The following is a 24759-nucleotide window of genomic DNA, read 5'->3' as shown; positions in this document are numbered from 1 at the left end:
CAGGACGTCCGGAAGTTCAACCACGTCGTCTCGCGAGGATACGATGACAAAGATAATCAACCTACGAACGCACGACCTCCGCTTCCCGACGTCGCAGCATCTCGATGGGTCCGACGCGATGAATCCGGACCCGGACTATTCGGCCGCCTATGTCGTACTCGAAGCGGACGACGGGCTGGCGGGCCACGGCCTCACCTTCACCATCGGGCGCGGTAACGATATCTGCGTGGCGGCGATCGAAGCGATGCGGCATCTGGTGGTCGGGCTCGATTTGGATTGGATCGCCGAAGATCCTGGCCGCGCGTGGCGGCATCTCACCGGCGACAGCCAGTTGCGCTGGATCGGCCCTGACAAAGGCGCCATGCATCTTGCCACCGGCGCCGTGGTCAATGCCATATGGGACCTTCTGGCCAAGCGAGCGGGCAAGCCGGTCTGGCGACTGGTTGCCGACATGTCGCCCGAACAGGTGCTGGCGATCGTCGACTTCCGGTATCTGACGGACGTTCTGTCGCCAGACGAGGCGCTCGCCATCCTGAAGCGCGCCGAGACCGGCAAAGCGGAGCGGATAGAGATCCTGCAACGCGAAGGGTATCCCTGCTACACGACGTCCGCCGGCTGGCTGGGCTATCCGGAAGAAAAATTGCGGCGCTTGTGCAAAGAGGCCGTTGAGGCCGGCTTCAACCATATCAAGATGAAGGTGGGGCGGGATTTGGATGACGACATTCGCCGGCTCGCCATCGCACGCGAGATCATCGGTCCTGACCGCTATCTGATGATCGACGCCAATCAGGTGTGGGAGGTGAACCAGGCGATCGACTGGCTGCAGGAGCTCGCCTTTGCCAAGCCGTTCTTCATCGAAGAGCCAACCAGCCCCGATGACATTGCGGGGCATCGCAAGATCCGGCAGGCCGTCGCGCCGATGAAAGTGGCGACCGGCGAGATGTGCCAGAACCGCATCATGTTCAAGCAATTCATCGCCGAAGGCGCGATCGATATCGTCCAGATCGATTCCTGCCGCATGGGCGGACTGAACGAGGTCTTGGCCGTGTTGCTCATCGCGGCGAAATACAACCTGCCCGTCTGGCCGCATGCTGGCGGTGTAGGCCTATGCGAATACGTGCAGCACCTGTCGATGATCGACTATCTATGCGTTTCGAGCACCAAGGAGGGCAGGGTGATCGAATATGTCGATCATCTGCACGAGCACTTCGTGGACCCGTGCGTCATTCGGAACGCGGCCTATATGCCGCCCTCGGCGCCCGGTTTTTCGATCGAGATGAAACCGGACTCCATCCGCGCATACACGTGGGCGGAACCCAAGAAATAGGGTCAGGACCCAATAATTGGCTTTTGCTGATTTTCGAAACCTGATTCAAAAGCTCGCCGAGCTTGGTCAATTAACGGCATTGGCCTGAACGAAGCGACCTGTTCAGGCGGGAAATAATTTTCTCCATCGTTTCCGATATCTCTTTATCGTACTCAAGGCGATAGTAGGCGGCAGCTTCCGCGCAGACCGGTATCGAGCGTTCGTAGAAAATACGCGTTCCTTTCGTCCCTGACCAAACGGCCCAATTTGACTGCCGCTTTTGATACGTAACATTCCAGCCATCAGCCTGATCTTGCTCTATCCGCGATATCATCTCTTCGGAGAATGTACTATCCGATAGATAACTGCCCCAGACACTGAGCTCCGTTTTTTCGTCCTTCGACGTGGCCACGCCGCCGTCACCATTTTGAGACTCCTCAACGGCTGAGAAGTCTGGGGGGATATCGATCCAATATTGAAATCGTGCATTTCCATATGGGACCCAGTCGGCGGCGGGCGCCGCGCATGCATACAGCGACAGCACGATCGCCGTCAAAACGCGTTTGTTCGCAGTTCTCATTGGCCGCTCCCTTGGTTGCTGTAGGCCTCACGACGGCATTAGCAGTGTGCCAGGTTAGCTTGTCCGGCTCTCATGGCGCGGTAAGGGGGCGGGGCTATTTGGCGACCAGGAGATCGGCCAAATCCTGTGCCTGTTTGAGAAGTGCCGAAAAGACAGATTCGTGCGGCAAATGCTCTCCCATGCATTTGCGGTAGTCGCGATCCCCCTTGTTCTCCGCCGCTTCGGCAGCCTCGGAAGCCTGCTTGTTCTGGATGTTTGAAGCCACGTGGACCTTGTTGAGCTTTTCGGCGGTGGCTGCGGCGGAGGTCCATATCGCCTCGCAAGTCGCAATCTTGGAAACAGACGATGTGGCAGGAACATCAGCAATGAGGACGCTGTCGCCTTTCGCGATCGTCACGACGAGCTCATATTCGCGCCATGGTCCGATGTCCTGCGCCCAAACGCCGAGCCGCGCAATCGCAATATCGGCGCCGTCAGGCATTTTGAGTGGAAAGTCGAGCGTTCCCGAAAACGTGGCGTCGCTGCTCATGGCGGACGTGTAGAAGTCATCCAGTTTCAGGGCTTGATCGAGGTTCGACGGCAGTGCCTTTGCTTTGGACTTGAGCCAGCGCTCGACGAGGCCACGGGTCGTTGCGACGATGCTCGCCCGGCCTTCGCTCTGAGCATGCCTGAGCCCGTCGAGCATTCCAAATCCTTGCTCCCCTGGGTCGGGGTTGAGGGTTTGAAGATTCATCTCGCCGGCGTCGGGAAAGCCTGCCACCGCAAAGGGGGCGACAATCGTGGCGAGGCGGTTGCGAAGATCCGCCAGCGCCTTCGTATCCGCGGCATCAACGGCTTCCTGATTGGCATGTGACTTTTGAAGCTGTTCAATAGCGGCAATCGCCTTGTCGCGCGCCGCGATATAATCGTCCTGGGGCGAGGCCGCGAGAGCCGCACTGCTCGCCAGTGCCAGTAGGATCGTCCAAAGCAGCCGCATGATGTACCCCCTCCCTTTGGTTTGTCCTTTTCGCCAACGTGCCACGCGCGCGATGACCCGCAAGGTTAGCGTTATCAATGCAGTTTCGCCCGGCAGGCCGGAGCGCTTTCCTCGACCAACGCTTGCGAACAAAATTCTCAGCCTCAACGAATAGTCTCACATATGGCCGGCGCGGCAACCATCGAAATTGGGCAATTTGCCATAGACAGGCTTCCGCTTGCTGGAATCGGCACGCACGGTGACGAAGACCCTGACCGTCAAATGCGTTACATGGAGCTGTGCGACAGATAGCGGCCAGTCAGGCTGACCAAGGCTCGGAGCCCCTCGTGATCGCCATCATCATCGACGCCGGCGGCGTACGGCCTGCGCCGGGCCCGACACCTCGCCTCACATTGCCGCGTCCAGCGGTCCGCTGAAGGCTCGCGAGCCGGTGCGAGGCCACGAAGATCGCCTCGCCACCGCCAACCAGCGCGCCGTTGATGCACTCGGAGATACCGAGCACGCTTCAGACTCCGATTTCCCCGCCGGACAATGCACCAGCAGTCTCTTCCATTTGCCACAGATCAGCCCTTCTGGCTCGGCAGATGCCCCGATCGCCCTTGTCAGGCATTGCGTCCTGCGCGTCGATAATGATGGACAATTTCCATTTCTTGTGCGAGAACAATATAAGAACATAGCGCGGCTGGCTGGGCTCGCCGGCTGCAACAATCGGTCGCAGCGTTTGGCCATGTGCAATCTCTACTCCCATACGAAAGGTCCGAAGGCCATTTTCCCCGAAGGCATCGCGCCGATTGCCCGACAGGCAGAGCGGGGACCGAAGCCGAAGTGGCCGCGCTGTTTGCCGAGGGCCAATCCCGGAGAACCACAATGACTGCTCGGTTTCACATTGAGATCACGCACGGTCATGCCGCCCCCCACGACATCGCCCGCGCCGAAGAGGCTGTTCGTGCAGCTCTTGTCAAAGAACATCTGGATACGACGGAAGCACTTGCCGCCGCCCATGCAGAATATATGAAGCGCGAGGATGGCGAGGCACACGATGCGGTCCTGGCGGAAGCTTTCGACCATGTTCAAACTGCCGGAGAGCTGGCGCTCATGGAAGGGTGGCACGATATCTGCGACGCCAGCATGGTGCTCAACGCAGCCTAAATTTCGTCAGCCGCCCGTATGAGCGGGCTCATCGCGAGAGAGAGTCTTGACGATCACGTTGGTCGCTTCCGATGGAGTCGTAGACGAGCCGCGCCGTGGCGATATCCTCGACAGCGATTCCCACGGACTTGAAGATGGTCGTTTCAAATCGAGGCACATTCTTGAAGCTCGAGAAGATTTCGCCGACCTCCGCGATGATCGCGGCCTTGGACAAGATGACGTCGCCAGATTCCTTGAGTGCCGCCTCGCGCGAGTCCACAACCAAAGTGTTGCGCATGGCAGCGTCGTCGAGCTCCCTCCAAGTTGGGCGGGCAGCGCCGATCGCATTCACATGGGCGCCTTGTTTGAGCCACTCGCCCTTCAGAATGGGCTCTACGGCAAGTGTCGCAGTGACCACGACATCGGCGCCGCGCACTGCGGTTTCGAGGTCCATCGCTGTAGCATTGTGCTGTTCGGAAAAACGTTGAGCGTTCTCCCGCGTTCGGCTCCATACCCTCACTTCCTCGAAATCGCAGACGTGACGAAGTGCCTGGAGATGGGCATGCGCCTGAATGCCGCTGCCAAGCAAGGTGAGAATTTTGCCACCTTCGGGAGCGAGATGTTTTGTCACTGCCGCTGAAACGGCCGCAGTCCGCATTTCGGTGATGAGCCGTCCGTCAAGAAATGCGAGCGGCTTCCCCGTTTCTGGATCGAACAGCATGATCATGGCCAGATGGGTCGGAATGCCCGTGCCGGCGTTTTTCGGGTAGAAGCACACGAGCTTGGCGCCCATGCCATCCTCGCTGACAGCCGGCATGACGCCGAGAAAGCGTTTCCCTTCTTCAATCGTAAGCACATTGCGCATAGGCTGGATGGCGCGTCCGGCTGAAAAAGCTGAGAGTGTCTTTTCCATCAAGGGGATCAGCTGTTCGTATGTCAGGACTCTTGCGATGGCTTCTTCGGACAGGGTGAGTGTCATTGTGACCTCCCGTCATTGGTGCGTGCAAGGCAACGCGGCCTATGCACGCGACATCGGGGATCGACCATAGCACGAAACGGCCGCTTGTTGAGCGTAGCTACGTTCAGGAAGCGCTCGCGGGAACATCGCCTTTCTTGCCTTTGTCCGCGAGCAAGTACATCGTCTGCGGGTAGGGAATGCGGAAGCCTTCCTGCTCAAAGGCGGTTTTGACCGATTTAATCGTGTTCCATACGACGTTCCAATATTCGTCGCGCGTGATCCAATAGTGATAGCATAGAACGACCGCGTTCTCGTTTAAGGCCGAAACAAAATGAACGGGCGCTGGGGTTGTCAGGACGCCGCGTTGAGCATCCACAATGTCTTTGATGATCGCAAATGCCTTCTCAATGTCGTCGTCATAGGCGATGCTGACTTTAAAATCATGCATCCGTGTCTTCAGCCGGCTGTAGTTGGTGACCGGCGTGTTCCATAGCGACGAGTTGGGGACCAACATGTAAAGGCCATCATAGGTTTTCAGCTCTGTCGCAAAGAGCCCAATCTCTTGCACAGTGCCGACGATCGTTCCGGCGCTGATAGATTCGCCCACCCGCAAGGGGCGCAGCACGAGCAGCATGATACCGGCCGCGATATTTTGCAGCGTCCCTTGCAGTGCAAGACCAATGGCCAGACCCGCTGCGCCGAGGGCCGCCAATATCGAAGCCGTTTGCACGCCAAATTGTCCAAGCACCATGACAAAAACCATGATGAGGATGGCGTAACGCACCAAAGCCCCGAAAAAGCGCGTAAGGGTTTCATCGATACCGTGGATTCGCGCGAGAGATTGGATGGTCCATCGCTGCATGACGCCCGCGAAGAGCCATCCCGCGCACAGGATGACGATCGCGCCAACGGTCGACAGTGCATACCTTATGAACAAATCCGTGAGCATAACTACAAAAGCGTTTGTATTTTTGACGAGTTCTGCAGCTTTCTCTTCCATCTTTCCCTCTTCGTTGGTTTTGGAGTTGAGTGGCTGCATCATCCCAAATGGATGCCTTCAGCCACGACGCAGAGGTGTGCGACCTCAATGCGTGTCGCACGCGAGACGATGCGGTTTCCCGCACGGAGACTATTTCGTAACAGAATGTCGGCTTTTTGGCGGCCGCTCCCGATAAAATCAGGGTCAATCGCGAAACAGCAGCCCGAGGAGAGAGGGTGCCTATCTCTTGGGCGCCCGCGGCCATAGCTTAAATCGTCACCGCGACCGAATATGAACGGCCGCGCATGCGACTGCGTTTCAAGATTGCACTGCGCGCAGGCCGACGCCTGTCATGTGTGCGAGACCGACCGCTTAAACGCGGCCGTTGGATCACGACCCGAACACTGCTGGCGCGGCGCCTCTTCAAGTGCCAGCTATGCTTTGAAGATCCCTGTTTGCGTCGCAACGCGGCGATAGGCCGCCCCTGCCGTGAATCCGCCGTCGATGACGAAATCCTCTCCCGTGATGAAGCTTGATGCATCGGAGGCAAGGAAAAGAACCAGTTCGGCGATTTCTTCGGGCTTGCCGCTGCGTTTCATCGGCGTCATCTGGATCATCGGCTCCAGATGAGGGCTGGAGGCATTCAGTCCGGTGACGACAAGGCCGGGGCAAACGGCATTGATCCGAATATTCTTCGAAGCGAATTCCATCGCCGCGCTGCGGGTCAATCCGCGAAGGCCCCATTTGCTGGCGGTGTAAGCCGGATCATAATGGCCGGAAAATGCGCTGTTGGAGGATATGTTGACGACCGAACCACCGCCATTTTCGGCCATCGGTTCGCTCACCGCCTGTATCCCAAGGAACGCACCGGTCAGGTTGACCTTGAGCACACGCTCCCAGGCATCGAGGCCGGTGTTCGATATGGTCGAGCGATTGATGATCCCGGCATTGTTGACCAGAATGTCGATCCGGCTTTTCCATTCGAGGGCCAGCGCCACGGCGCTTGCCCAGCTTGCCGGGTCCGTGACGTCGAGATAAGTGAAGCGAGCTTCGAGGCCATCGTCCTGCAGGGTTTGCGCGAGCGCGCGTCCCTCTTCCGCCAGCACGTCGGCAATGATGACGGCGGCGCCTTTTGCGGCAAAAAGGCGGGCCTCGGCTTCGCCCTGGCCGCGTGCGCCGCCGGTGATGATGGCAAGACGGCCCTTCAGATCACTCATGATCAATCCCTCGCGGCGATGGTTTGCTGGCGCTGTTGGCCAAGCCCTTCAATGCCAAGCGCAATCACTTGGCCGGGCTTCAGGAACAAAGGTTCGGGCCTGATGCCCATGCCGACGCCGGGCGGCGTGCCGGTGGCAATGATGTCACCGGGCTCCAGCGTCATGAATTGGCTGATATAGCTGACAAGGAAAGCGACCGGGAAGATCATGTTGCCGGTTGTGCCGGTCTGGCGGCGCACGCCATCGACATCCAGCCAGAGCGAAAGTTTCTGCGGATCGGTGACCTCATCGCGCGTCACGAGGTAAGGACCGATCGGGCCGAATGTGTCGTGGCTCTTGCCCTTTGTCCATTGTCCGCCCCGCTCCGACTGGAAGGCGCGCTCAGACACGTCATTGACGACGCAGTAGCCGGCGACATGGTCGAGGGCCTTATCTTCCGGCACATATTTCGCCCGCTTGCCGATGACGACGCCAAGTTCGACTTCCCAGTCGGCCTTCGTCGAGCCGCGCGGGATTTCGATATCGTCATTCGGGCCAACGACTGCGGTCGTCGCTTTCATGAAGAGGATCGGCTCCTCGGGCGGCGCCTTGCCGGTTTCGCGGGCGTGGTCGACATAGTTCAGGCCAACGCAGATGAATTTGCCAATATTGCCGACACATGCGCCGATGCGCCCGGGCGACACGGCCGGCAGGCTGGCCGGATCGACAGCACGCACATGCGCAAGTGTTTCGTCGCGCAGCGTCTGGCTGGAAATATCGGCGATGATGCTCGACAGATCACGGATCGTGCCGTCTTCTGCCAGAAGAGCTGGCTTTTCAGCACCGAAAGGGCCATAGCGCAGCAGCTTCATCAGGCCCTCCGGAAGCCGACGAGAACAGAGTCGTCAACGTCGGGCAGGTTGATCACGATATTGTCCGGCGTGCGCGTCGTCAGCCAGACCAGTTCTTCCGTCGTGGACATGTTGACTTCGATATGCGGCCAGTGCGGCGGCACGAAAATGAAATCGCCTTCCTCCATGTCGAGATATTCCTGCCAGTTCTCGCCGAAATAGATGCGGGCCTTGCCCTTCAGCACATAGCCGCCCGTTTCCGCTTCGCCGTGATGATGCGGATAAGAACGATAGCCCGGTTCATTCGAGACTTTGCCGAACCAGATCTTGGTCGCAGGCGTATGCTGCGGGCCAACACCGGAAATGCGCACGCAGCCGCCGGACTGGCCGGTCTGATTGTCTTCCTGCCCCTTGCGGGTGATGACGGGCATGACTTTGGTGCTCATGTTTTCCTCCTTGGAATCTGATGATCGACGGCCTTTTCAATCGGGCACGACGGCGAGCGCCTGAATCTCGATCTTGGCGCGGTCTTCCATGAGAGCCACAACCTGCACCGCAGCCATCGGCGGGAAATGACGGCCGATGATTTCGCGATAGACGGCGCCGATTTCTTTCATGCGCGATTTGTAGGCGATGCGGTCGGTGAAATACCATGTCATCTGGATCAGATGTTCGGGCTTTGCATCGGCCGCCTTCAACACGCTGACGATGTTGAGCAGCGTCTGGCGCACCTGATCGACAAAGTCGTCCGAATGAAACTGGCAATGCTCGTCCCAGCCGATCTGGCCGCCGATTTGCACAATGCGGCCCCGGGCACTGATTCCGTTTGAATAACCGATCGGCTTTGCCCAACCGTCCGGCTGGATGATTTCATGCATCATGTCTGGGCTCCAGATAATTTTTGAGGCCCGCACGGACATCGTCAGGCCAGGGATGGGATTTGTGGTCTTCGAGCGAGGTCATGACGATCCGCTGGCGCACTGTCCAGATCACATCGCCCCGCACCGTCACAACGGTTTCCAGATCGAGCGAGGCGCGACCGATGGCGCGCACATGCACGGCGAAATCGAGCGTATCGCCATAGACCGCGGGCTTTTTGAACTCAAGGTTCAGCGTCACCGTGGGCAGGCCAAGCTTGCGCTCGAACATGATCTCTTTCCATGTGACGCCGAAGGAGGCGAACATTGCCTCGTTGACGTCAACCAGCATGGACAGGTAGGCCGGGTGATAGGCGATCCCAGTCAGATCGCAATCGCCGAACCGCATGGGCTTCGATATGGTGAAGGGCATTGTTCTTCTCTTCTCGTTTGCTTTTGTGCTCAGCCGGCCATGACTTCGCCGCCGGAGACCGCAATCGCCTGCCCGGTGACAGAAGCAGCGCTCGGCGATGCAAGCCACAGCACCGCATCGGCCACTTCCTGCGGCTGAACGAGCCGCCCCTGCGGGTTCGATTTCGTGAGTTCCGCAAGGGCGTCCGCGTGGCTGCGCCCGGTCTTTTGCATGATTGTGCCGATGGAGTGCTGGATGATCGGCGTGTCCGTGAAACCGGGGCAAACGGCGTTGACCGTCACGCCCTTTTTCGCCAGTTCGAGTGCCAGCGCCCGCGTCAGGCCGATGACGCCGTGTTTGGCGGCGCAATAGGCCGAGACGTAAGCATAGCCGGTCAGGCCCGCGGTCGAAGCGATGTTGATGATGCGCGCCCCATCGCTATGCGCCTTGAGATCGGCGAGCGTTGCTTGCGTCACGTTGAAGACGCCAGTCAGATCGACGGAAAGCACATGGTTCCACATCTCCGCGGAGGTCTTTTCGAAAGGTGCGCTCGGAGCCTCGCCGGCATTGTTGACGAGGATGGAGATCGGACCGAACGTGCCCCGGGCCGCCGCGAGGCCGGTGGTGATCGCATCCGGTTCGGTCACGTCGAAACCTTGAAGGACGAAACAGTTTGCCCCGATGTCGGAAGCAAGCTCTTCCAGAGGCGCACGGCGGCGGCCTGCCAGTGTCACGTTCGCGCCTCCTTGGGCAAGCGTTCGGGCGATCGCCGCACCGATGCCGCTTCCGGCTCCGGTGACAAGCGCATGGCGTCCTTTCAGAGGTTCGGCATTCAGCATCGCCGCCTCACTTCGCCGCCATGGTGCGGGAGAGATTGGCTTCATATTGGTATTTCGCAGCCATATATTGCTTTGGCCACGGCACCGATTTCAGGCCGATCTTCGCGGCTTCATGCAAGACCCAGGCGGGATCTGCGAGATGCGGGCGGGCCACGGCGCACAGATCGGCGCGGCCGGCCGCGATGATCGAATTGGCATGATCGGCTTCGGAAATCGCGCCGACGGCGATCGTCGGAATACCGATCTCATTACGGATCTTGTCGGAAAACGGCGTCTGGAACAGCCGGCCGTAAACCGGCTTTTCTTCCTTCCAAACCTGGCCGGACGAGCAATCGATGAGGTCCGCGCCGGCTTTCTTGAACATGTTGGCAAAAGTCGCCGCATCTTCCGGCGTGTTTCCGCCGTCCGTCCAGTCATGGCAGGAGAGGCGAACGGAAATCGGCCTGTCCTGCGGCCAAACTTCACGGATGGCAGCGAAGACTTCCAGCGGATAGCGCGCGCGGTTTTCGTGACTGCCGCCGTATTCATCCTCGCGCCGGTTGGTGAGCGGTGAGAGGAAGGAGGATATCAGATAACCGTGCGCCGCATGGAACTCCAGCCAATCGGCGCCGGCTTCCGCCGCGCGCTTCGCGGCGGCGACGAAATCGGCCTTCACGCGATCCATGTCGGCCCGGTCCATCGCCTTCGGCATCTGGCTGTGCTTGAGGTAGGGGAGCGCAGAGGCCGAAAGCAATGACCATGCGCCGTCTTCCAACGGCTGGTCGATGCCTTCCCAGGCAATCTTTGTCGCGCCCTTGCGGCCCGCATGGCCAAGCTGGATGCCCACTTTCGCTGCGCTGTTGGCGTGCACGAAATCGATGAAGCGTTTCCAGCCCTTGGTCTGGGCGTCATTCCACAGGCCGAGACAGCCGGGCGTGATGCGGGCATCGGCGGCCACGCAAGTCATTTCACCAAAGACGAGGCCTGCGCCGCCGAGTGCGCGTGCGCCCAGATGCACCATATGGAAATCGTCGAGCAGCCCGTCCTTCGCCGAATACATGGCCATGGGCGACACCACGATGCGGTTGGCGAGCGTGGTGCCACGCAAAGTATAGGGCGTGAGCATCGGCGGCAGGCAGCGCTCGTTTTCCGTGACGGCAAGACCGGATTGGCCGGCAAACCAATGTTCGTACCCTTCGAGCCAGGCTTTGTCGCGCAGGCGCAGGTTCTCGTGGCTGATGCGCTGCGAGCGCGTCAGCATGGAATACATGAATTGTTCGGGTGGCAGCGTGTCGGCATAGCGGCTGCCCACCACTTCGAACCATTCCATCGCATTGCGCGCGGCATTCTGGATGCGCGCCACATCGATACGGCGAATGTCCTCATAGGTTTTGAGAACGTCGGGAATGCTTTCCTTGGTGTGACCTGCCTGGTTGAACTGATTGGCAAGCTCGATCGCGTCGTCAATGGCAAGCTTGGTGCCAGATCCGATGGCGAAATGCGCGGTATGGGCAGCGTCCCCCATCAGGACCACATGCGATTGGCCGTTGAAACAACTCCATTTTCCGCAGATCAGGCGGCTGAAGTTGAGCCACGCGCTGCCACGCAGGTGGCGCGCATTGGTCATCAGCGGTGCGCCGTCGAGCGTTTCGGCGAAAAGGTTCTGGCAGAAGTCGATCGATTGTTGCTGGTCCATCTGACCGAGACCGTGCGCCTCATAGGCCTCTTCGGTCGTTTCCACGATGAAGGTGGAGGTGTTTTCGTCGAATTTATAGATATGCGCCTGGAACCAGCCATGTTCCGTTTTGCGGAAATCGAAGGTGAAGGCGTCGAAAGGCTTGTTTGTGCCGAGCCAGATATAGCGATTGGGGCGAACCACCAGATCGGGTTCGAAAACCTTTGCATATTTGTTGCGTATCCTCGAGTTGAGGCCGTCTGATGCGATGATGAGGTCCGCGTCGGGGAAATCGCTGTCGCTGTTGACGTCCGTCTCGAACTTCAGTTCGACGCCCAGCGCCTCGCAACGCGCCTGGAGGATGTTGAGGAGCTTCTTGCGCCCGATGCCGACGAAACCGTGGCCGGAGGTGCGCTGGCGCGTGCCCTTGAACAGCACCTCGATGTCGTCCCAATGGTTGAACGCCTGCTGGATTTCGTCGGCGCTTTCCTTATCCCAGGCCTGCATCGAGGCCATCGTGGCGTCCGAAAAGACAACCCCCCAACCGAATGTATCATAAGGCCGGTTGCGCTCGACCACGCTGACCTGATGGTCCGGATGCAGTTTTTTCATCAGCAAGCCGAAATAGAGCCCGGCTGGCCCGCCACCGATGCAGACGATACGCATTGTCGTTTCCTTCTCGCTCGGGTTCTGTGGTTGCTGGCAATTATTTTAAGATTAAAATATTATGGTTGCGGCGATTGTCAATCGGAAAAATGCGGGTGTTGCGTTTCCATCCCGATGCCGCCGCCCGAATATTTGAGCGTTTAATCATTCGGCTTGACATCCCCGGCATTCCTCAGCACTCCGGATCTGTCGAAAAAGTGAGGGCGCGATGTCGAACGACCTGGAGGCGATCGTCGCCGGAACACAGGAAGGCAAGAAGCTGGAGCTGCGCCTGTGGCTGCGCCTGCTGTCCACAACACGGCTGATCTCGCAGGAGATTCGGCAAAGATTGCGCAATGAATTCAATACGACGCTGCCGCAATTCGACGTGCTCTCGCAGCTCTATCGTCAGCCGGACGGATTGCGCCTCGGCGAAATCTCGCAGCTCACCATGGTCACCAACGGCAACATCACCGCGCTGGTCGAGAGGCTCGAAGCCGAGGGCATGCTGGTGCGCGAGCGACTTGGACAGGACCGCCGCGTCACCGTCGCCCGCCTCACGCCACAGGGCCGCGAAATCTTCGGCCGCATGGCGCGGGCCCACGAAAATTGGTTGAAGGAATTGCTGGCGGATGTCGATCCGATCGTTCTCGCCGGCCTGTTAACGCACGTCGGTCAGGTCAAAAGCTCCACGGCAAAGTATATGTCCAAGTCGGGATCGTCGGACGACGACTGATATTGATTTTATCAAACTAGACCAGCTCTTCCGTGCGAAGATTCAACTTCGAGGCTGGCAATAATTGCATGACGAGGTGCAATAAAGTTCAGAAAATTCGCTGACGATCGGCGTTTGTTCCAAGCTTATTCCTGAAATCCCTCATATCGGCGACGCTCTGCCCCCTGGCGAAGGGTGGCTTTGGCGGCTTCGCAAAAAAAATATTACAAGCTTAAAATATTTTTATTGCAGGTCGACCAAGCCTGTGTCAGTCTTAGTCAAAAGCAAAATCCCGCCACCCGCAGATGCGGCAAGGCGTGCAGACCATATGTTTGCAAATAGGGGACGATCATGAACCTGGGCCCATCTGGACATGCAGACACGTTTACCCGGAACCATCTGCCGCCTTTCGAGGAATGGCCCGAGCTCGATCTCGAAGGGTTTGAGTATCCAGACTATCTCAATGCAGCGGTGGAACTGACCGACCGAATGGTCGAAAAGGGATTCGGCGACCACACCGCGCTGATCGGCAACGGACGGCGGCGCACCTACAAGGAACTGACCGACTGGACGAACCGGCTCGCACGGACGCTGGTCGAAGACTATGACATCAAGCCCGGCAATCGCATTCTCATCCGTTCCGCCAACAATCCGGCGATGATTGCCTGCTGGCTGGCGGCGACAAAGGCCGGCGCGGTCGTCGTCAACACCATGCCGATGCTGCGTGCCGGCGAGCTGATGAAGATTATCGACAAGGCCGAGGTTTCGATGGCGCTGTGCGACACGCGCCTGATGGATGAACTGATCGCCGTTGCCAAGGAAAGCCCCTTTCTGACCCAGGTGATCGGCTTCGACGGCACCGCCAACCACGACGCGGAACTCGACCGCGCCGCGCTCGATAAGCCTGTCCATTTCGAGGCGGTCAAAACCGGCCGCGACGATGTTGCGCTGCTTGGCTTCACGTCGGGCTCCACCGGCGTTCCCAAGGCAACGATGCACTTCCACCGCGATATGCTCATCATCGCCGACGCCTATGCGAAAGAAGTGCTCCACGTCACGCCGGAGGACGTTTTCGTCGGCTCGCCGCCGATCGCCTTCACCTTCGGGCTCGGCGGATTGGCGATCTTCCCGCTTCGCTTCGGCGCGGCAGCTACCCTGCTCGAAACGGCCTCGCCGCCGAAAATGGTCGAGATCATCCAGACCTACAAGGCGACCATCTGCTTCACCGCCCCGACCGCCTATCGAGCCATGCTTGCGGCGATTGACGAAGGGGCCGATCTGTCGTCGCTGCGCATCGCGGTCTCGGCGGGCGAGACCTTGCCTGCTCCCGTGTTCGAGGAATGGACGCGCAAGACCGGCAAACCGATCCTTGATGGCATCGGTTCAACGGAAATGCTGCACGTTTTCATTTCCAATCATCTCGGCGACAGTCGCCCAGGCTGCACCGGCCGCCCATTGGCGGGCTACACCGCGAAGATCGTGGACGAGGCGATGAACGAAGTTTCGCGCGGCACCATCGGACGGCTCGCCGTCAAGGGACCGATCGGCTGCCGCTATCTCGCGGACGCAAGACAGAAGGACTATGTCCGCGACGGCTGGAACCTGACAGGCGATGCCTTTTTCCAGGACGGGGATGGCTATTTCCACTTCGCGGCACGATCCGACGACATAATCGTGTCCGCTGGCTACAATATCGCCGGGCCGGAAGTCGAGGCGGCGCTGCTGAAACACGAAGCCGTCGCCGAATGCGCCGTCATCGGCGTGCCCGACGAGGCGCGCGGCATGATCGTCCAGGCACATGTCGTCCTCAATGATCGCTCCACCGCAAGCGAGGCGATGGCAAAGCTCCTGCAGGAGTACGTCAAAACCATCATTGCGCCTTACAAATATCCGCGATCGATCGTCTTCACAGATGCCCTGCCGAAAACGGAGTCGGGGAAAATCCAGCGGTTCCGGCTGAAGCAATCGACCGGGGCTTGACTGCTGCGAGAGTGCCGAAGCCGAGACCTAAGAGTCTTTGGTGCTGTCGTGCCGGGCCAAGAGGATTCAAACGGATACTTGGAACAGGTTCCGACCCTTTCGTATCACGCGCTACACCACCTTCACTTTACCAGAGTTCAAGGCCGGTTCGAGCCAAAAGGCCTCATTTTCATAACGGTGAAACAAATCCGGCGGCAGCACGCTGGAACGTGCGACCGGCTCGACTTTCGGGCGCACCGTGTGGAGCCCGGGCGTGCCCAGGCGCCGGTCAAACGCATCCGCCTCGTATTGGACATTGTTGAAGTCATGGCTGTATGCCGGCTCACCGATAAAGTTGTACACTGCGGCGATGGCGCGGGCGGGCTCATTTGTCAGCGTTTCAAAGCGCAGAAGCATCAAGTTGGAGGGGTCATCACTATAAAAGGCCTGTTTCACCGCATTATGCGCAAAGCCAACCAAACCGTCTCCTTTGGCCAACCCCTCCGCGCGCGAATATACCGTGCCGCCGGGTTTATAGTTGAAGATTCCGGAAGGCTGAAAGATGTTGCGACGAACCAACCGCTCGATACTGTCGATAACCCATGATACATGCCGCACACAGGCGATGATCTTGCTGTGCGGAAATAATTGTCTGAGCGCCTCCAGCCTGGTGCACCAGACACGGTTGGTGTCAAAAATCACACCGGCACCGAATTCCGGGCCGTAATAACCGTCGAACAGGCCTTTTAAAATCCGGCGGCGCTGGTCATTTGTGATGAAGACGGAATATTCGTTGTGATCACTTAGCTCTCCCAGCATGGTATCGAACATGCTTCCCAGCGGGCTACTCATACTGGCCTGAAACCGGGGGTTCTGGCTCAAAATGGCTGACAACAATGTCGAGCCGGACCGCGGAAGGCCGGAAATGAAATGAAAACGGCGCTGCAAAAGTTCTTGTGTCAACGCCTTCTCCAGCCATACCCATAAAATGAAATACGCTCCTCAGATAGCCACATGCCGATTCCGAATTCAATCCGGCCCGTGATTTGCGATGAGGAGGCGCGGACCGGCGTCGGCAAGCTCGTTATTGCCGCAGCTTGCCGCGGCATGCGGGCGCTCCTTCGCCTGCGCGTGGACAGGGAGTGCCCCCTTTCTCCCCTTGACACAAAGCTCCCACATTAATTCCGCAAAAAAGCTCTTGGTAATGTACGCTTTCAAGGTTAAGGGTGGGGTACTCCTTGAAGACGCGCTTATGCTATGGGGCAGGCAATAGTGCGAACTTACTTGATCCGTACTCATTCGCCGATTCGATCTGAATGCGGGCAAATCTTGCCGGGGGCACGGGAGATGGCCCGTCGCCGGCACGGCAGCCCGAAGCATGTGAAGGTCGATCTGCCGCCTCGCGTCATGACGTCTGCCGCGAAGGGGCTACACCGCGCGTTTTTGATGGGTACCACAGCGCTCGCTGTTATGGTCCTAACGGTTGCAGCAGTTGCAATAGCTGGCTCTCCTGCAATGGCCGCAGGTGGCACACCGGGCACCAATACGGGCGTTGGCGGTAGCGGCGGCACGTCCCCCGGCGGCGGTGCTGGCGCCGACGCAACCGGTGGCTTGGGCGGCGGCGGCACTTATGGCGGTGGCGGAGGTGGCGGCGGGGGCCCCGGCTCCGGCGTCACCGGCGGCGGGGGTGGCAACAGCGGGGCATATCAGCACACCGGAAATCCGGGGGGCGGTGTTAGCCAATCTTTCATCTTCACCAATCCCATAGGCTCCGTCATCAGTGGTGGCAGCGGCGGCCAAGGTAGTCACCTTTATGGCTCCGGCGGCGGCGGCGGTGGCGGCGCGGGCGTTGGCGGCGGCGGCGGCGGTGGCGGCGGCGGGTATGGCCTCGGCGGTGGTGGAGGCGGCGGAGGCGGCGGCGCGGGCGTTGGCGGTGGTGGCGGCGCGGGCGGCTATGGGGCAAGTGGCGTCGGTGGCACGGGCGGCAATATCACGGGCATCTTCCGCATCACAAATAATGGCAAAATCTACGGTGGTAATGGCGCGGCCGGCGTCAACTATTCGCTCAACCCTCTGCAGCATGGCACCGCCGGTGATGGCGGCGACGCCATTGGCAATGGCGGCGGTGGCGGTCTAGGCGGCGGCATCAGCGGCGTCGGCGGCATCGGCGGCCAAGTCGCGGGGCTCGCAACAACGATCATTAACACGGGCCTCCTCCAGGGCGGCAATGGCGGGCCCCCATCACCAGGTCTTACGACAGGTGGCGGCGTTGGCGGCGTCGGCATTCGCGGCAGCAATCTGACTATCGTCAATTCCGGCACGATCGCCGGCGGCCTTGACGGCAATACCGGCACCGTCCGATCCAATGCCATTCTCTTCACCGGAGGCACCAACAGCTTGGAGCTGCAATCCGGCTGGGTGATCAGCGGCAATGTCGGCAATGCTTCGGGCGTGACCGGTACCATCAACACTCTGATCCTCGGCGGGAGCTCGTCGAATCTCTTAGGCGGCGGCACCGCCACGGCGACGGTCTTCGACGTGTCGCAGATCGGCGCCAAATATCAGAACTTCAATGCGTTCCAGAAGTCGGGCACCGGCACTTGGCAATTGACAAGCGCGACAGGCGTGGTGACACCGTGGACGATCACGGGCGGCACGTTGCAAATCAGCAACGATGCCGCTCTGGGGAGTACCGCGGGTGCCCTCACGTTCGGCGGCACCGACGCAGATACGGGCCTTCCTGGCAGCGGCACGTTGGCGGTGACCGCGACCACGAGTACCACGCGCGATGTCGTGCTCAATCCTATCGCCGGCTTTGCCAACACGATCGATGTAAGTGGCACCAACACCTACACAATCGGCGGCGTTATCAGCGGCCAAGGCGCGTTGACCAAGGCCGACAGCGGTACACTGGCGCTCATCGCAAATAATACATATAGCGGTGGAACGACGATCAGCGCGGGCACGCTGCAAATCGGCAATGGCGGCGCCTCAGGCAGCATCACCGGCGATGTCACCGATGACGGCGCGTTGGTCTTCGATCGCTCCGATACTTATGATTTTGGCGGTGTGATCTCGGGCACGGGCGCGGTGCAGCAGATCGGCGCGGGAACGACCGTCCTGACCGGGGATAACACTTACACAGGTGGTACCACCATTAGCGCAGGCACGTTGCAACTCGGCAATGGCGGCAGCTCAGGCAGCATCACCGGCAATGTCGCCGATAAGGGCACGCTGGCCTTCGATCGCTCCGATACGTATGATTTTGGTGGTGTGATCTCGGGCACGGGCGCGGTGCAGCAGATTGGCGCCGGCACGACCGTCCTAACCGGCAATAACACCTACACAGGCGGCACCACCATTAGCGCAGGCACGTTGCAACTCGGCAATGGCGGCAGCTCAGGCAGCATCACCGGCAGTGTCACTGATAACGGTACGCTGGCCTTCGATCGCTCCGATACTTATGATTTTAGCGGTGTGATCTCGGGCACCGGCGCGGTGCAGCAGATTGGCGCGGGAACGACCGTTCTGACCGCCGCCAACACCTATACCGGCATGACAACGGTCTCAGCCGGCACCTTGCAGGCCGGTGCGTCGGGCGCATTCAGCCCGGGCTCCAACTTTGTCGTCGCCAGCGGCGCTACGCTCGATGCCAACGGCATCAGCCAGACGATTGCCGGCCTGACCAACGCCGGTGTCGTCGCAACCAACCTGCACGGTACCTCGACTGGCACGACCTTGACTGTGACCGGCAATTATACCGGCAACAACGGTAGGCTCGTGCTCAACACGCTGCTGAATGCCGGCGGCCCACTCTCCAATCAATTCACCGATCGAATGCTGGTCACGGGTGACCCGATCGGCAACACGTCGCTCATTGTGCGCGCCGCCGGCAGCGGCGCCGTCACCGGTGCTTTCGGTCCCACCGGCATACCCAATGCGGTCGACGGTATTTCCCTCGTTCAGGTGGCCGGCGCTTCCACCGCCAATGCCTTCACGCTTCCTGGCGGCTATATCAGTGGCGGCACGCCGTTCCAATACAAACTCTATGCCTATGGGCCAGGATCTCCGAATGGCCCGGCGGCGGCGAGCCAGGACCTTGTCGGCAATGCCAATGGCTATTGGGACTACCGGCTGCAGAACGCCTATGTCTCACCGGCTGGACCCGTGAGTCCGGGTGCTCCGCTGACACTGCCCAACACGCGCCCAGCGGTCGTGCCGCAGGTACCTGCTTATATCTCGGCGCCGACGGCTCTCTTCTACGCTAACTTCCAGGATCTGGATGAGCTGCATCGCCGGCTTGGTGAGATCCGTGATGCGCAGCAACAGGGCATGCCGCAGCAAGGCGAGTTCTTCGTGCGCGGCTTTGGCAACACCTTCGACTACAAGTCGACGAAGAGTTTTGGCAACTTCGGCTTCAACTTCTCGGGCGACTATTCGGCGGTGCAGTTCGGTGGCAACTGGATCGGGCTTGATCGCGAAGACGGTAAGTTGCGCGTTGGCCTTGCCACCACGCTGGGCTCGCTGCGGTATCAGCCGAGTGCGGTCGACGGGCAAAGCAAAGGTGACGCCAACACTGTGACCGTGGCCGGCATGCTGACCTGGCAGTCTCGTCTTGGCTGGTATGTCGATGCCATCGTCTCGGGGGGCTGGTTCACTGGCAAGGCCACGACGCCGCAGCGCGGCAAGACCACGAGCCTCGATGGCAACAGCTTCGATCTTTCGCTCGAAACGGGGTATCCGCTGCAGACCGGCTGGTACGATCTCATCGTCGAGCCTGAGGCTCAGATGACCTATCAGCGGCTGGACTTTGCGCATAAGATCGATATCGACAACATCAATGTCGATCTTGGCAGCCCGGATCAGGCGGTGTTCCGCGCTGGCGGGCGGGTGCTGCGGCATTTTGCGGGCCCAAGCCAAATGCAGCTGACACCTTATTTTGAGGTTAATCTGCTGCAGGGCATTGGCGGCAGCAACAAGGTGACGCTCAGCAATGTCGGGTTCAGCACCGGTCAGCTTGGCACGGCGGTCGAGTTCCGGGCCGGTATGACGGGCACTCTGACACACAATGTCTCGCTCTATGGCGATGTGGCGCGCGAGCAGAACGTCAGCAGCGGTGGCTTCCGCGGCTGGGCCTTCAACGGCGGCATGCGATACGATTTCTGAGGGTTATGCCGCAGCCAGCGACATAAAGCCCAAAGAAGTTGGGGGCGACGCAAAGAGCTCAAATGTCAATCGATGTGCGAGACTTGCATCCTCGAACGTCGTCCGGGTTTCCACAACCAGAAAGTCTAAGCCGCTCGGGCGCGGATTTTGTGATGCCCACGATGCGCTCAGTCACTGGCAAAATATCATTCCTGCCCACCGCGCTCATCCCCGGCGGGCTCGCATTCCGCACCTGCCTCAAGCTCAACCCGATAAAGCGATGCCGTTCCCTTATCGACAGCGGCTCTCGGAAGACCCTATTATATCGTATCGTGACAGTCGCGAACCAGATCGCAAAAGGGAGAGTAGCATGGCAGACGCCAAGATGATGTCGCAGATGACCGGCAAGGATGGCTTTATCGCCGCCCTCGATCAGAGCGGTGGTTCCACTCCCGGCGCCCTACGTCTCTATGGCATCGCGGATTCCAGCTACAGTGGCGACGAGGACATGTTCCGTTTGATGCACGAAATGCGCGTGCGCATCATGACGGCTCCCGCCTTCTCCGGCGACAAAGTGATTGGCGCCATCCTGTTCGAGAAGACCATGGACGGCGATGCCAACGGCAAGCCGGTTCCCTCCTATCTGTGGGAGGAGCGCGGCGTGGTTCCCTTCCTCAAGGTCGACAAGGGCCTGGCCGCGGAGGAGAACGGCGCGCAGGTGATGAAACCGATGCCTGAGCTCGACGCCTTGCTTGCCCGCGCGGCGAAGAAGGGCATCTTCGGCACCAAGATGCGCTCGGTGATCGCCAATGCCGATAAGGCGGGCATTGCTGCGGTGGTCAAGCAGCAATTCGAGGTGGGCCGACAGATCCTTGGCCACGGCCTGGTGCCGATCATCGAGCCGGAAGTTTCGATCAAGAGCCCGACCAAGCAGGAAGCCGAGGCTATCCTGCGTGACGAGATCGCCAAGCAACTCGACGCTTTGCCGTCCGGCGAGAAGGTGATGCTCAAGCTCACCATCCCCACCGTCGCGGATTTCTACAAGCCACTCATCGACCATGCGGCCGTCACCCGCGTGGTAGCGCTGTCAGGCGGCTATACCCGTGCCGATGCTTGCGAGAAGCTCAGCCACAATCATGGCATGATCGCCAGCTTCTCGCGCGCCCTGACGGAGGATCTGCGCGTGACGATGAGCGATGCAGAATTCGATGCCAGCCTCGCCAAGACCATCGACGAGATATACACCGCGAGCGCAATCAAGGTCTGATCGAGCGGCAGAATCCCCCTTATTTGTGAGACGTGCGCGGCATCTCGCCGAGATCCCAGAACAGGCCGGCCATGATGGCGAGTGCCTCTTCCGTCACCGGCAACAGGATGTGCTCGTCGGGGGCGTGCTGCGAGCATCCCGGATAGGAATGCGGCACCCAGATGGTCGGCAGGCCGAGGCCTTCGGCGAACACGTCGTTGGGCAGCGAGCCGCCGAAATTCGGCAGGATCGCCGGCGGCTTGCCGGTGGTCTGGCGGATCGATTTCGCTGCCCGGTCGATCCACGGGCTGTCCATGTCGGCGCGCGAGGCGGCGAAGCGTTGCGCGCCCGAGACCTTCACCATCGGAAAGCCGTCGGCGTGCAGATGGGCGCGTATCGCATCGACCATTTCGAGATATTTCGTGCCGACGACAAAGCGGAGCTGCAGCACGGCGCTGGCCTTGCCCGGAATGGCATTGGCCGGCCTCTCGATATTGCCGGCGGACATCGCCAGCACTTCGAGCGTGTTCCAGGCATAGAGCCGCTCGGCGGCGCTCAGGCCTTCTTCTCCCCAGTTGGGCGAGAGCGCGGGCTCGTCCGCGGCCGGTTCGACCTTGACATCCGCCAGCGCGGCGCGGACCTCGGGCGAGATCGGCGGTGGCTTCAGGATCTCGAGCTTCATGCGGCCCTTGCCGTCGACGAGGCTCGCGATCGCATTCGCCAGAATGGTTGCAGGGTTGGCGAGCACGCCGCCCCAATTGCCCGAATGGTGTCCGCCCTCGCGCAAGTCGACGTCGAGATGGATGCGGTTGCCGCCGCGGCAGCCGAGGAAGATCGTCGGGCGCTCGGCCGAAAGCCGCGGCCCGTCGGACGCCAGGAACAGATCGGCTTTGAGCTCGTCGCGATGCGCCTCGCAGACCTGGCGCAGATCGGGCGAGCCGATCTCCTCGCCGGTCTCGACAACGAATTTCGCATTGAAGCCGAGCCTGCCGCCGCGCGCCTGCCGCACCGCCCGTAGCGCAGCCATGTTGATGCTGTGCTGCCCCTTGTTGTCGGCGGTGCCGCGGCCGTAGACGCGGTCGCCCTTGACCGTGATCCGCCACGGATCGAGACCGTCGCGCCATTCGCCGGCCATGCCGTCGACGACATCGCCATGGCCATAGGTCAAGACCGTCGGCAGCGCGGCATCCTCATGGTATGCAGCTAACAGATACGGCCCGCGGCCGGTCGGCGACTCGACCAGCCGCGTCGTGAAATCGAGTTCAGCAAGGGCCGGCTGCAAATTCTCGACGAGATAGGCGCGCAAGGCGTCGCCCTTGTCGGCATTCTGGCTCTCGGTCCGGTAGGCGACCCTTGCATTCAGTTCTTTGAGGAATTGCCCGGATTGAAAATGCTCTTGTACAACAGCGATTGCGTCGGCTCTCGTCGCCATGATTGTTCCTTCACGCAGAACCAAGTTTGAGCACGCGCCACGCTTCGGCCGTCAGGTCACCGCGTCAACTGACAGCGGCGTGCTTCGTTTTTCCTGACGCTCCAACCGTCGCAAATGCAACGTCTTGCTGTAGAAACCGTTCTCAGCACTGCGGCCCGTGCTGACAACCGACGTGCCGGCCAGCTCTTGGCCGAACGTCGACATGATCGATGCCCGCATTTTCGGATCCATCGCGCCTAAGGCATCATCGAGGAACACCCATTTGGGTGCATGCAACAGCACGCGGGCAAAGCCGAGCGCTTGCTCTTCATCGAGGGAGAGTTCCTTTTCCCAGGTGGCCTTGCGATCGAGGTCGTCGGCGAGATGCCCGAGCTCAACGCGGGACAGAGCGGCGCGCATCGCCTCGTCACTGAACACATGGGCTTCCGCCGGATAGGCGATCGCGCTCCGGAGCGAGCCGGTGGGCAGATAGGGCTGCCGTGGCAAGAACATCATGTCGTCGCGCGGCGGCAAGCTGATCGTGCCGCGGCCCCACGGCCACAATCCGGCGAGCGCCAGGAAAAATGTCGTTTTGACGGCCGTTACGTCGCCGATGACCTGTACATGTTCGCCGGGGCACAATTCGATTCGCTCTTCATTGAGGACGGCGCATTCGACAAGTGAACCCGGCAGAAAGGTTTCGACATGCTCAAGTACCAGCTTCTGTTCCGGATGTTCCGAGAAGTCGATCCGGCTCTCATTTTCGTGCAGGGTTTCCAATGCCCGCAATGCCTCGCGCATCGTGACGACGCGGCCCAAAGTGGCGCGCCAATCAGCGATCCGCGAAAAATTATCGACGAACCAGCGCAATGAGCTTTGAACTTGATTGAACGCGCCGACCGTGATCATGAGGGCGCCAAGCGACAGCCTGCCGCTGAAATAGCCCGGTGCGGCGATCAGGAATGGTGCAAGAATCGCCAGCCAGCCATGGCCGGACGTAATCCAGGTCAGGCGCGCCACGCCTCCCGCCAGTTTGCGGGCAACGATTTGAACGGCGTTGAATTTATCATCGAGCCACGCGCGTTCGTCGGCCTCCCCGCGATAGAGCACGATGGCTTCCGCTCGTTCGACGACGCGGACCAGGGCCGTGCGAAATGCTGCCTCCCGCGCATAGTGATCGGCATTGAGCTGGATGAGCGGGCGTCCGACCCACCAGGTGAGCCAGGAGCCGACGGAAGCGTAGGCAAAGGCGCACCAAACCATGTAGCCCGGAATCGTGAAGTCTTTGCCGTCCCAGTTGAAGACGACCTGGGACGAGAGCCCCCACAGGACGCCGACGAAGCTGATGAGCAGAAGCGAAGATTGCAGCAGTCCGTTGCCGAAATCCACCGAGAGTTCCGAAAGATGGCGCGCGTCCTCATGAATGCGCTGATCGGGATTGACGCCGCTCTCCCCGGTATAGGCGAAGAGATAGGCGCGCTTCGGGCGCAGCCATTCATCCATTACGTCGCGGACCAGCCAGCCGCGCAGCCTAACTTTGCCCACTTCCGTCAGCCAGGTTTGGGCCACCACCAGGGCGAGAAGGGCAGAAACAATGGCCAAGAACACGGTAGTCTGATGCAGGAAACCGCTGAAATTGCGTTGTACCAGCGTGTCGTAGAGGGCGCCTTGCCATTGGTTCAACCGGACCTGGCCAACCGCGATCGCCGAGATGACGACCACGCTGCCGGCCGGCAGACTTATCAGCACCCATTTCCGCGGCGACCCTTTCAGCGCTTCGAGCATAATGAGCAACTGGGCCCAAACGCCATTGCTGGAAGCATCTGCGATATGCGTTGCGACGGGTTGCGGCAACTTGGCTGGAACGTTCATATTGCTCTAGTCCAGATCTCGGCTGTGCCC

Annotated in this window: 22 protein-coding genes; 6 read left to right on the top strand and 16 right to left on the bottom strand. The window is 60.1% G+C overall.

Annotation, left to right across the window (positions count from 1 at the left end; all coding sequences use genetic code 11):
* The first annotated feature begins 43 nt into the window (after positions 1 to 43).
* The gene (locus V9T28_RS17885; RefSeq protein WP_116402467.1) at positions 44 to 1327 is read left to right on the top strand and encodes an L-fuconate dehydratase; all 1284 of its coding nucleotides are present in this window, start codon (positions 44 to 46) and stop codon (positions 1325 to 1327) included.
* A gap of 70 nt (positions 1328 to 1397) precedes the next feature.
* On the opposite strand, the gene V9T28_RS17880 is transcribed toward V9T28_RS17885, so the two are convergent.
* The 4 genes from V9T28_RS17880 to V9T28_RS17865 form a co-directional block, all read right to left on the bottom strand.
* Complete coding sequence (locus V9T28_RS17880; protein ID WP_116402468.1) at positions 1398 to 1886, bottom strand: hypothetical protein; 489 nt, start codon at positions 1884 to 1886, stop codon at positions 1398 to 1400.
* Positions 1887 to 1980: 94 nt separating this feature from the next.
* The gene (locus tag V9T28_RS17875) at positions 1981 to 2862 is read right to left on the bottom strand and encodes a hypothetical protein (protein ID WP_116402469.1); all 882 of its coding nucleotides are present in this window, start codon (positions 2860 to 2862) and stop codon (positions 1981 to 1983) included.
* A gap of 298 nt (positions 2863 to 3160) precedes the next feature.
* On the bottom strand, positions 3161 to 3364 hold the full coding sequence (locus V9T28_RS17870) for a hypothetical protein (RefSeq protein ID WP_116402470.1): 204 nt from the start codon (positions 3362 to 3364) through the stop codon (positions 3161 to 3163).
* 3 nt (positions 3365 to 3367) lie between these two features.
* Entirely contained in the window at positions 3368 to 3610 is a 243-nt protein-coding gene (locus V9T28_RS17865; protein ID WP_116402471.1) for a hypothetical protein, read from the bottom strand.
* 119 nt (positions 3611 to 3729) lie between these two features.
* Here V9T28_RS17865 and V9T28_RS17860 point away from each other — a divergent pair, with 119 nt between their 5' ends.
* Positions 3730 to 4011: a hypothetical protein gene (locus V9T28_RS17860; RefSeq protein ID WP_116402472.1), complete on the top strand. Its 282-nt coding sequence runs from the start codon at positions 3730 to 3732 to the stop codon at positions 4009 to 4011.
* Between the two features lie 28 nt (positions 4012 to 4039).
* Here V9T28_RS17860 and V9T28_RS17855 read toward each other — a convergent pair whose 3' ends face one another.
* The 9 genes from V9T28_RS17855 to V9T28_RS17815 all read right to left on the bottom strand — a co-directional run bounded on the left by V9T28_RS17855 (position 4040) and on the right by V9T28_RS17815 (position 12402).
* Positions 4040 to 4969: an ornithine cyclodeaminase family protein gene (locus V9T28_RS17855; RefSeq protein ID WP_116402473.1), complete on the bottom strand. Its 930-nt coding sequence runs from the start codon at positions 4967 to 4969 to the stop codon at positions 4040 to 4042.
* Positions 4970 to 5072: 103 nt separating this feature from the next.
* Positions 5073 to 5948, bottom strand: a complete 876-nt coding sequence (locus V9T28_RS17850; protein ID WP_116402543.1) for a mechanosensitive ion channel family protein — start codon at positions 5946 to 5948, stop codon at positions 5073 to 5075.
* Between the two features lie 413 nt (positions 5949 to 6361).
* Complete coding sequence (locus V9T28_RS17845; RefSeq protein WP_245424220.1) at positions 6362 to 7144, bottom strand: SDR family NAD(P)-dependent oxidoreductase; 783 nt, start codon at positions 7142 to 7144, stop codon at positions 6362 to 6364.
* Between the two features lie 2 nt (positions 7145 to 7146).
* Entirely contained in the window at positions 7147 to 7995 is an 849-nt protein-coding gene (locus V9T28_RS17840; RefSeq protein WP_116402474.1) for a fumarylacetoacetate hydrolase family protein, read from the bottom strand.
* A complete protein-coding gene (locus V9T28_RS17835; protein WP_116402475.1) occupies positions 7995 to 8420 on the bottom strand; it encodes a cupin domain-containing protein in 426 nt (141 codons plus the stop codon). The genes V9T28_RS17840 and V9T28_RS17835 overlap by 1 nt, the downstream gene beginning before the upstream one ends.
* 36 nt (positions 8421 to 8456) lie before the next feature.
* On the bottom strand, positions 8457 to 8852 hold the full coding sequence (locus V9T28_RS17830) for a RidA family protein (RefSeq protein ID WP_199500274.1): 396 nt from the start codon (positions 8850 to 8852) through the stop codon (positions 8457 to 8459).
* Entirely contained in the window at positions 8845 to 9264 is a 420-nt protein-coding gene (locus V9T28_RS17825) for an acyl-CoA thioesterase (protein WP_116402477.1), read from the bottom strand. The genes V9T28_RS17830 and V9T28_RS17825 overlap by 8 nt, the downstream gene beginning before the upstream one ends.
* 29 nt (positions 9265 to 9293) lie before the next feature.
* A complete protein-coding gene (locus V9T28_RS17820) occupies positions 9294 to 10082 on the bottom strand; it encodes an SDR family NAD(P)-dependent oxidoreductase (protein WP_116402478.1) in 789 nt (262 codons plus the stop codon).
* A gap of 7 nt (positions 10083 to 10089) precedes the next feature.
* Complete coding sequence (locus tag V9T28_RS17815) at positions 10090 to 12402, bottom strand: bifunctional salicylyl-CoA 5-hydroxylase/oxidoreductase (protein WP_116402479.1); 2313 nt, start codon at positions 12400 to 12402, stop codon at positions 10090 to 10092.
* 208 nt (positions 12403 to 12610) lie between these two features.
* Between V9T28_RS17815 and V9T28_RS17810 the strand changes: the two genes are divergently transcribed.
* A complete protein-coding gene (locus V9T28_RS17810) occupies positions 12611 to 13117 on the top strand; it encodes a MarR family winged helix-turn-helix transcriptional regulator (RefSeq protein WP_116402480.1) in 507 nt (168 codons plus the stop codon).
* A 330-nt stretch (positions 13118 to 13447) separates the two neighbouring features.
* Positions 13448 to 15076, top strand: coding sequence for an AMP-binding protein (locus tag V9T28_RS17805; protein ID WP_116402481.1), 1629 nt, complete (start codon positions 13448 to 13450; stop codon positions 15074 to 15076).
* Positions 15077 to 15187: 111 nt separating this feature from the next.
* Here the strand turns inward: V9T28_RS17805 and V9T28_RS17800 are convergent, their stop codons facing one another.
* Positions 15188 to 16018: a sulfotransferase family protein gene (locus V9T28_RS17800; RefSeq protein ID WP_245424221.1), complete on the bottom strand. Its 831-nt coding sequence runs from the start codon at positions 16016 to 16018 to the stop codon at positions 15188 to 15190.
* Between the two features lie 384 nt (positions 16019 to 16402).
* Between V9T28_RS17800 and V9T28_RS17795 the strand changes: the two genes are divergently transcribed.
* Both V9T28_RS17795 and V9T28_RS17790 read left to right on the top strand, forming a co-directional pair.
* Positions 16403 to 20221, top strand: a complete 3819-nt coding sequence (locus V9T28_RS17795) for an autotransporter outer membrane beta-barrel domain-containing protein (RefSeq protein WP_158554888.1) — start codon at positions 16403 to 16405, stop codon at positions 20219 to 20221.
* A gap of 349 nt (positions 20222 to 20570) precedes the next feature.
* Positions 20571 to 21467 (top strand): fructose bisphosphate aldolase, encoded by an 897-nt coding sequence (locus tag V9T28_RS17790; RefSeq protein WP_116402482.1) that lies wholly within the window; start codon positions 20571 to 20573, stop codon positions 21465 to 21467.
* Positions 21468 to 21486: 19 nt separating this feature from the next.
* Here the strand turns inward: V9T28_RS17790 and V9T28_RS17785 are convergent, their stop codons facing one another.
* A complete protein-coding gene (locus tag V9T28_RS17785; RefSeq protein WP_116402483.1) occupies positions 21487 to 22878 on the bottom strand; it encodes a M20 family metallopeptidase in 1392 nt (463 codons plus the stop codon).
* Positions 22879 to 22929: 51 nt separating this feature from the next.
* Positions 22930 to 24729: an ABC transporter ATP-binding protein/permease gene (locus V9T28_RS17780; RefSeq protein WP_116402484.1), complete on the bottom strand. Its 1800-nt coding sequence runs from the start codon at positions 24727 to 24729 to the stop codon at positions 22930 to 22932.
* Positions 24730 to 24759 lie beyond the last annotated feature (30 nt).

The sequence above is a fragment of the Methylovirgula sp. 4M-Z18 genome (assembly GCF_037890675.1).
Classification (GTDB): Bacteria; Pseudomonadota; Alphaproteobacteria; order Rhizobiales; family Beijerinckiaceae; genus 4M-Z18.
The sequence above is the reverse complement of the archived record's forward strand: the minus strand, read 5'-3'. Positions and strand labels throughout refer to the sequence as shown.

What these genes read in the sequence shown, in the direction of transcription:
- V9T28_RS17885 (WP_116402467.1), top strand. Translation starts at nt 44, where the DNA reads ATGACAAAGATAATCAACCTACGAACGCACGACCTCCGCTTCCCGACG.
- V9T28_RS17880 (WP_116402468.1), bottom strand. Translation starts at nt 1,886, where the DNA reads ATGAGAACTGCGAACAAACGCGTTTTGACGGCGATCGTGCTGTCGCTG.
- V9T28_RS17875 (WP_116402469.1), bottom strand. Translation starts at nt 2,862, where the DNA reads ATGCGGCTGCTTTGGACGATCCTACTGGCACTGGCGAGCAGTGCGGCT.
- V9T28_RS17865 (WP_116402471.1), bottom strand. Translation starts at nt 3,610, where the DNA reads ATGGGAGTAGAGATTGCACATGGCCAAACGCTGCGACCGATTGTTGCA.
- V9T28_RS17860 (WP_116402472.1), top strand. Translation starts at nt 3,730, where the DNA reads ATGACTGCTCGGTTTCACATTGAGATCACGCACGGTCATGCCGCCCCC.
- V9T28_RS17855 (WP_116402473.1), bottom strand. Translation starts at nt 4,969, where the DNA reads ATGACACTCACCCTGTCCGAAGAAGCCATCGCAAGAGTCCTGACATAC.
- V9T28_RS17850 (WP_116402543.1), bottom strand. Translation starts at nt 5,948, where the DNA reads ATGGAAGAGAAAGCTGCAGAACTCGTCAAAAATACAAACGCTTTTGTA.
- V9T28_RS17845 (WP_245424220.1), bottom strand. Translation starts at nt 7,144, where the DNA reads ATGAGTGATCTGAAGGGCCGTCTTGCCATCATCACCGGCGGCGCACGC.
- V9T28_RS17840 (WP_116402474.1), bottom strand. Translation starts at nt 7,995, where the DNA reads ATGAAGCTGCTGCGCTATGGCCCTTTCGGTGCTGAAAAGCCAGCTCTT.
- V9T28_RS17835 (WP_116402475.1), bottom strand. Translation starts at nt 8,420, where the DNA reads ATGAGCACCAAAGTCATGCCCGTCATCACCCGCAAGGGGCAGGAAGAC.
- V9T28_RS17830 (WP_199500274.1), bottom strand. Translation starts at nt 8,852, where the DNA reads ATGCATGAAATCATCCAGCCGGACGGTTGGGCAAAGCCGATCGGTTAT.
- V9T28_RS17825 (WP_116402477.1), bottom strand. Translation starts at nt 9,264, where the DNA reads ATGCCCTTCACCATATCGAAGCCCATGCGGTTCGGCGATTGCGATCTG.
- V9T28_RS17820 (WP_116402478.1), bottom strand. Translation starts at nt 10,082, where the DNA reads ATGCTGAATGCCGAACCTCTGAAAGGACGCCATGCGCTTGTCACCGGA.
- V9T28_RS17815 (WP_116402479.1), bottom strand. Translation starts at nt 12,402, where the DNA reads ATGCGTATCGTCTGCATCGGTGGCGGGCCAGCCGGGCTCTATTTCGGC.
- V9T28_RS17810 (WP_116402480.1), top strand. Translation starts at nt 12,611, where the DNA reads ATGTCGAACGACCTGGAGGCGATCGTCGCCGGAACACAGGAAGGCAAG.
- V9T28_RS17805 (WP_116402481.1), top strand. Translation starts at nt 13,448, where the DNA reads ATGAACCTGGGCCCATCTGGACATGCAGACACGTTTACCCGGAACCAT.
- V9T28_RS17795 (WP_158554888.1), top strand. Translation starts at nt 16,403, where the DNA reads ATGGCCCGTCGCCGGCACGGCAGCCCGAAGCATGTGAAGGTCGATCTG.
- V9T28_RS17790 (WP_116402482.1), top strand. Translation starts at nt 20,571, where the DNA reads ATGGCAGACGCCAAGATGATGTCGCAGATGACCGGCAAGGATGGCTTT.
- V9T28_RS17785 (WP_116402483.1), bottom strand. Translation starts at nt 22,878, where the DNA reads ATGGCGACGAGAGCCGACGCAATCGCTGTTGTACAAGAGCATTTTCAA.
- V9T28_RS17780 (WP_116402484.1), bottom strand. Translation starts at nt 24,729, where the DNA reads ATGAACGTTCCAGCCAAGTTGCCGCAACCCGTCGCAACGCATATCGCA.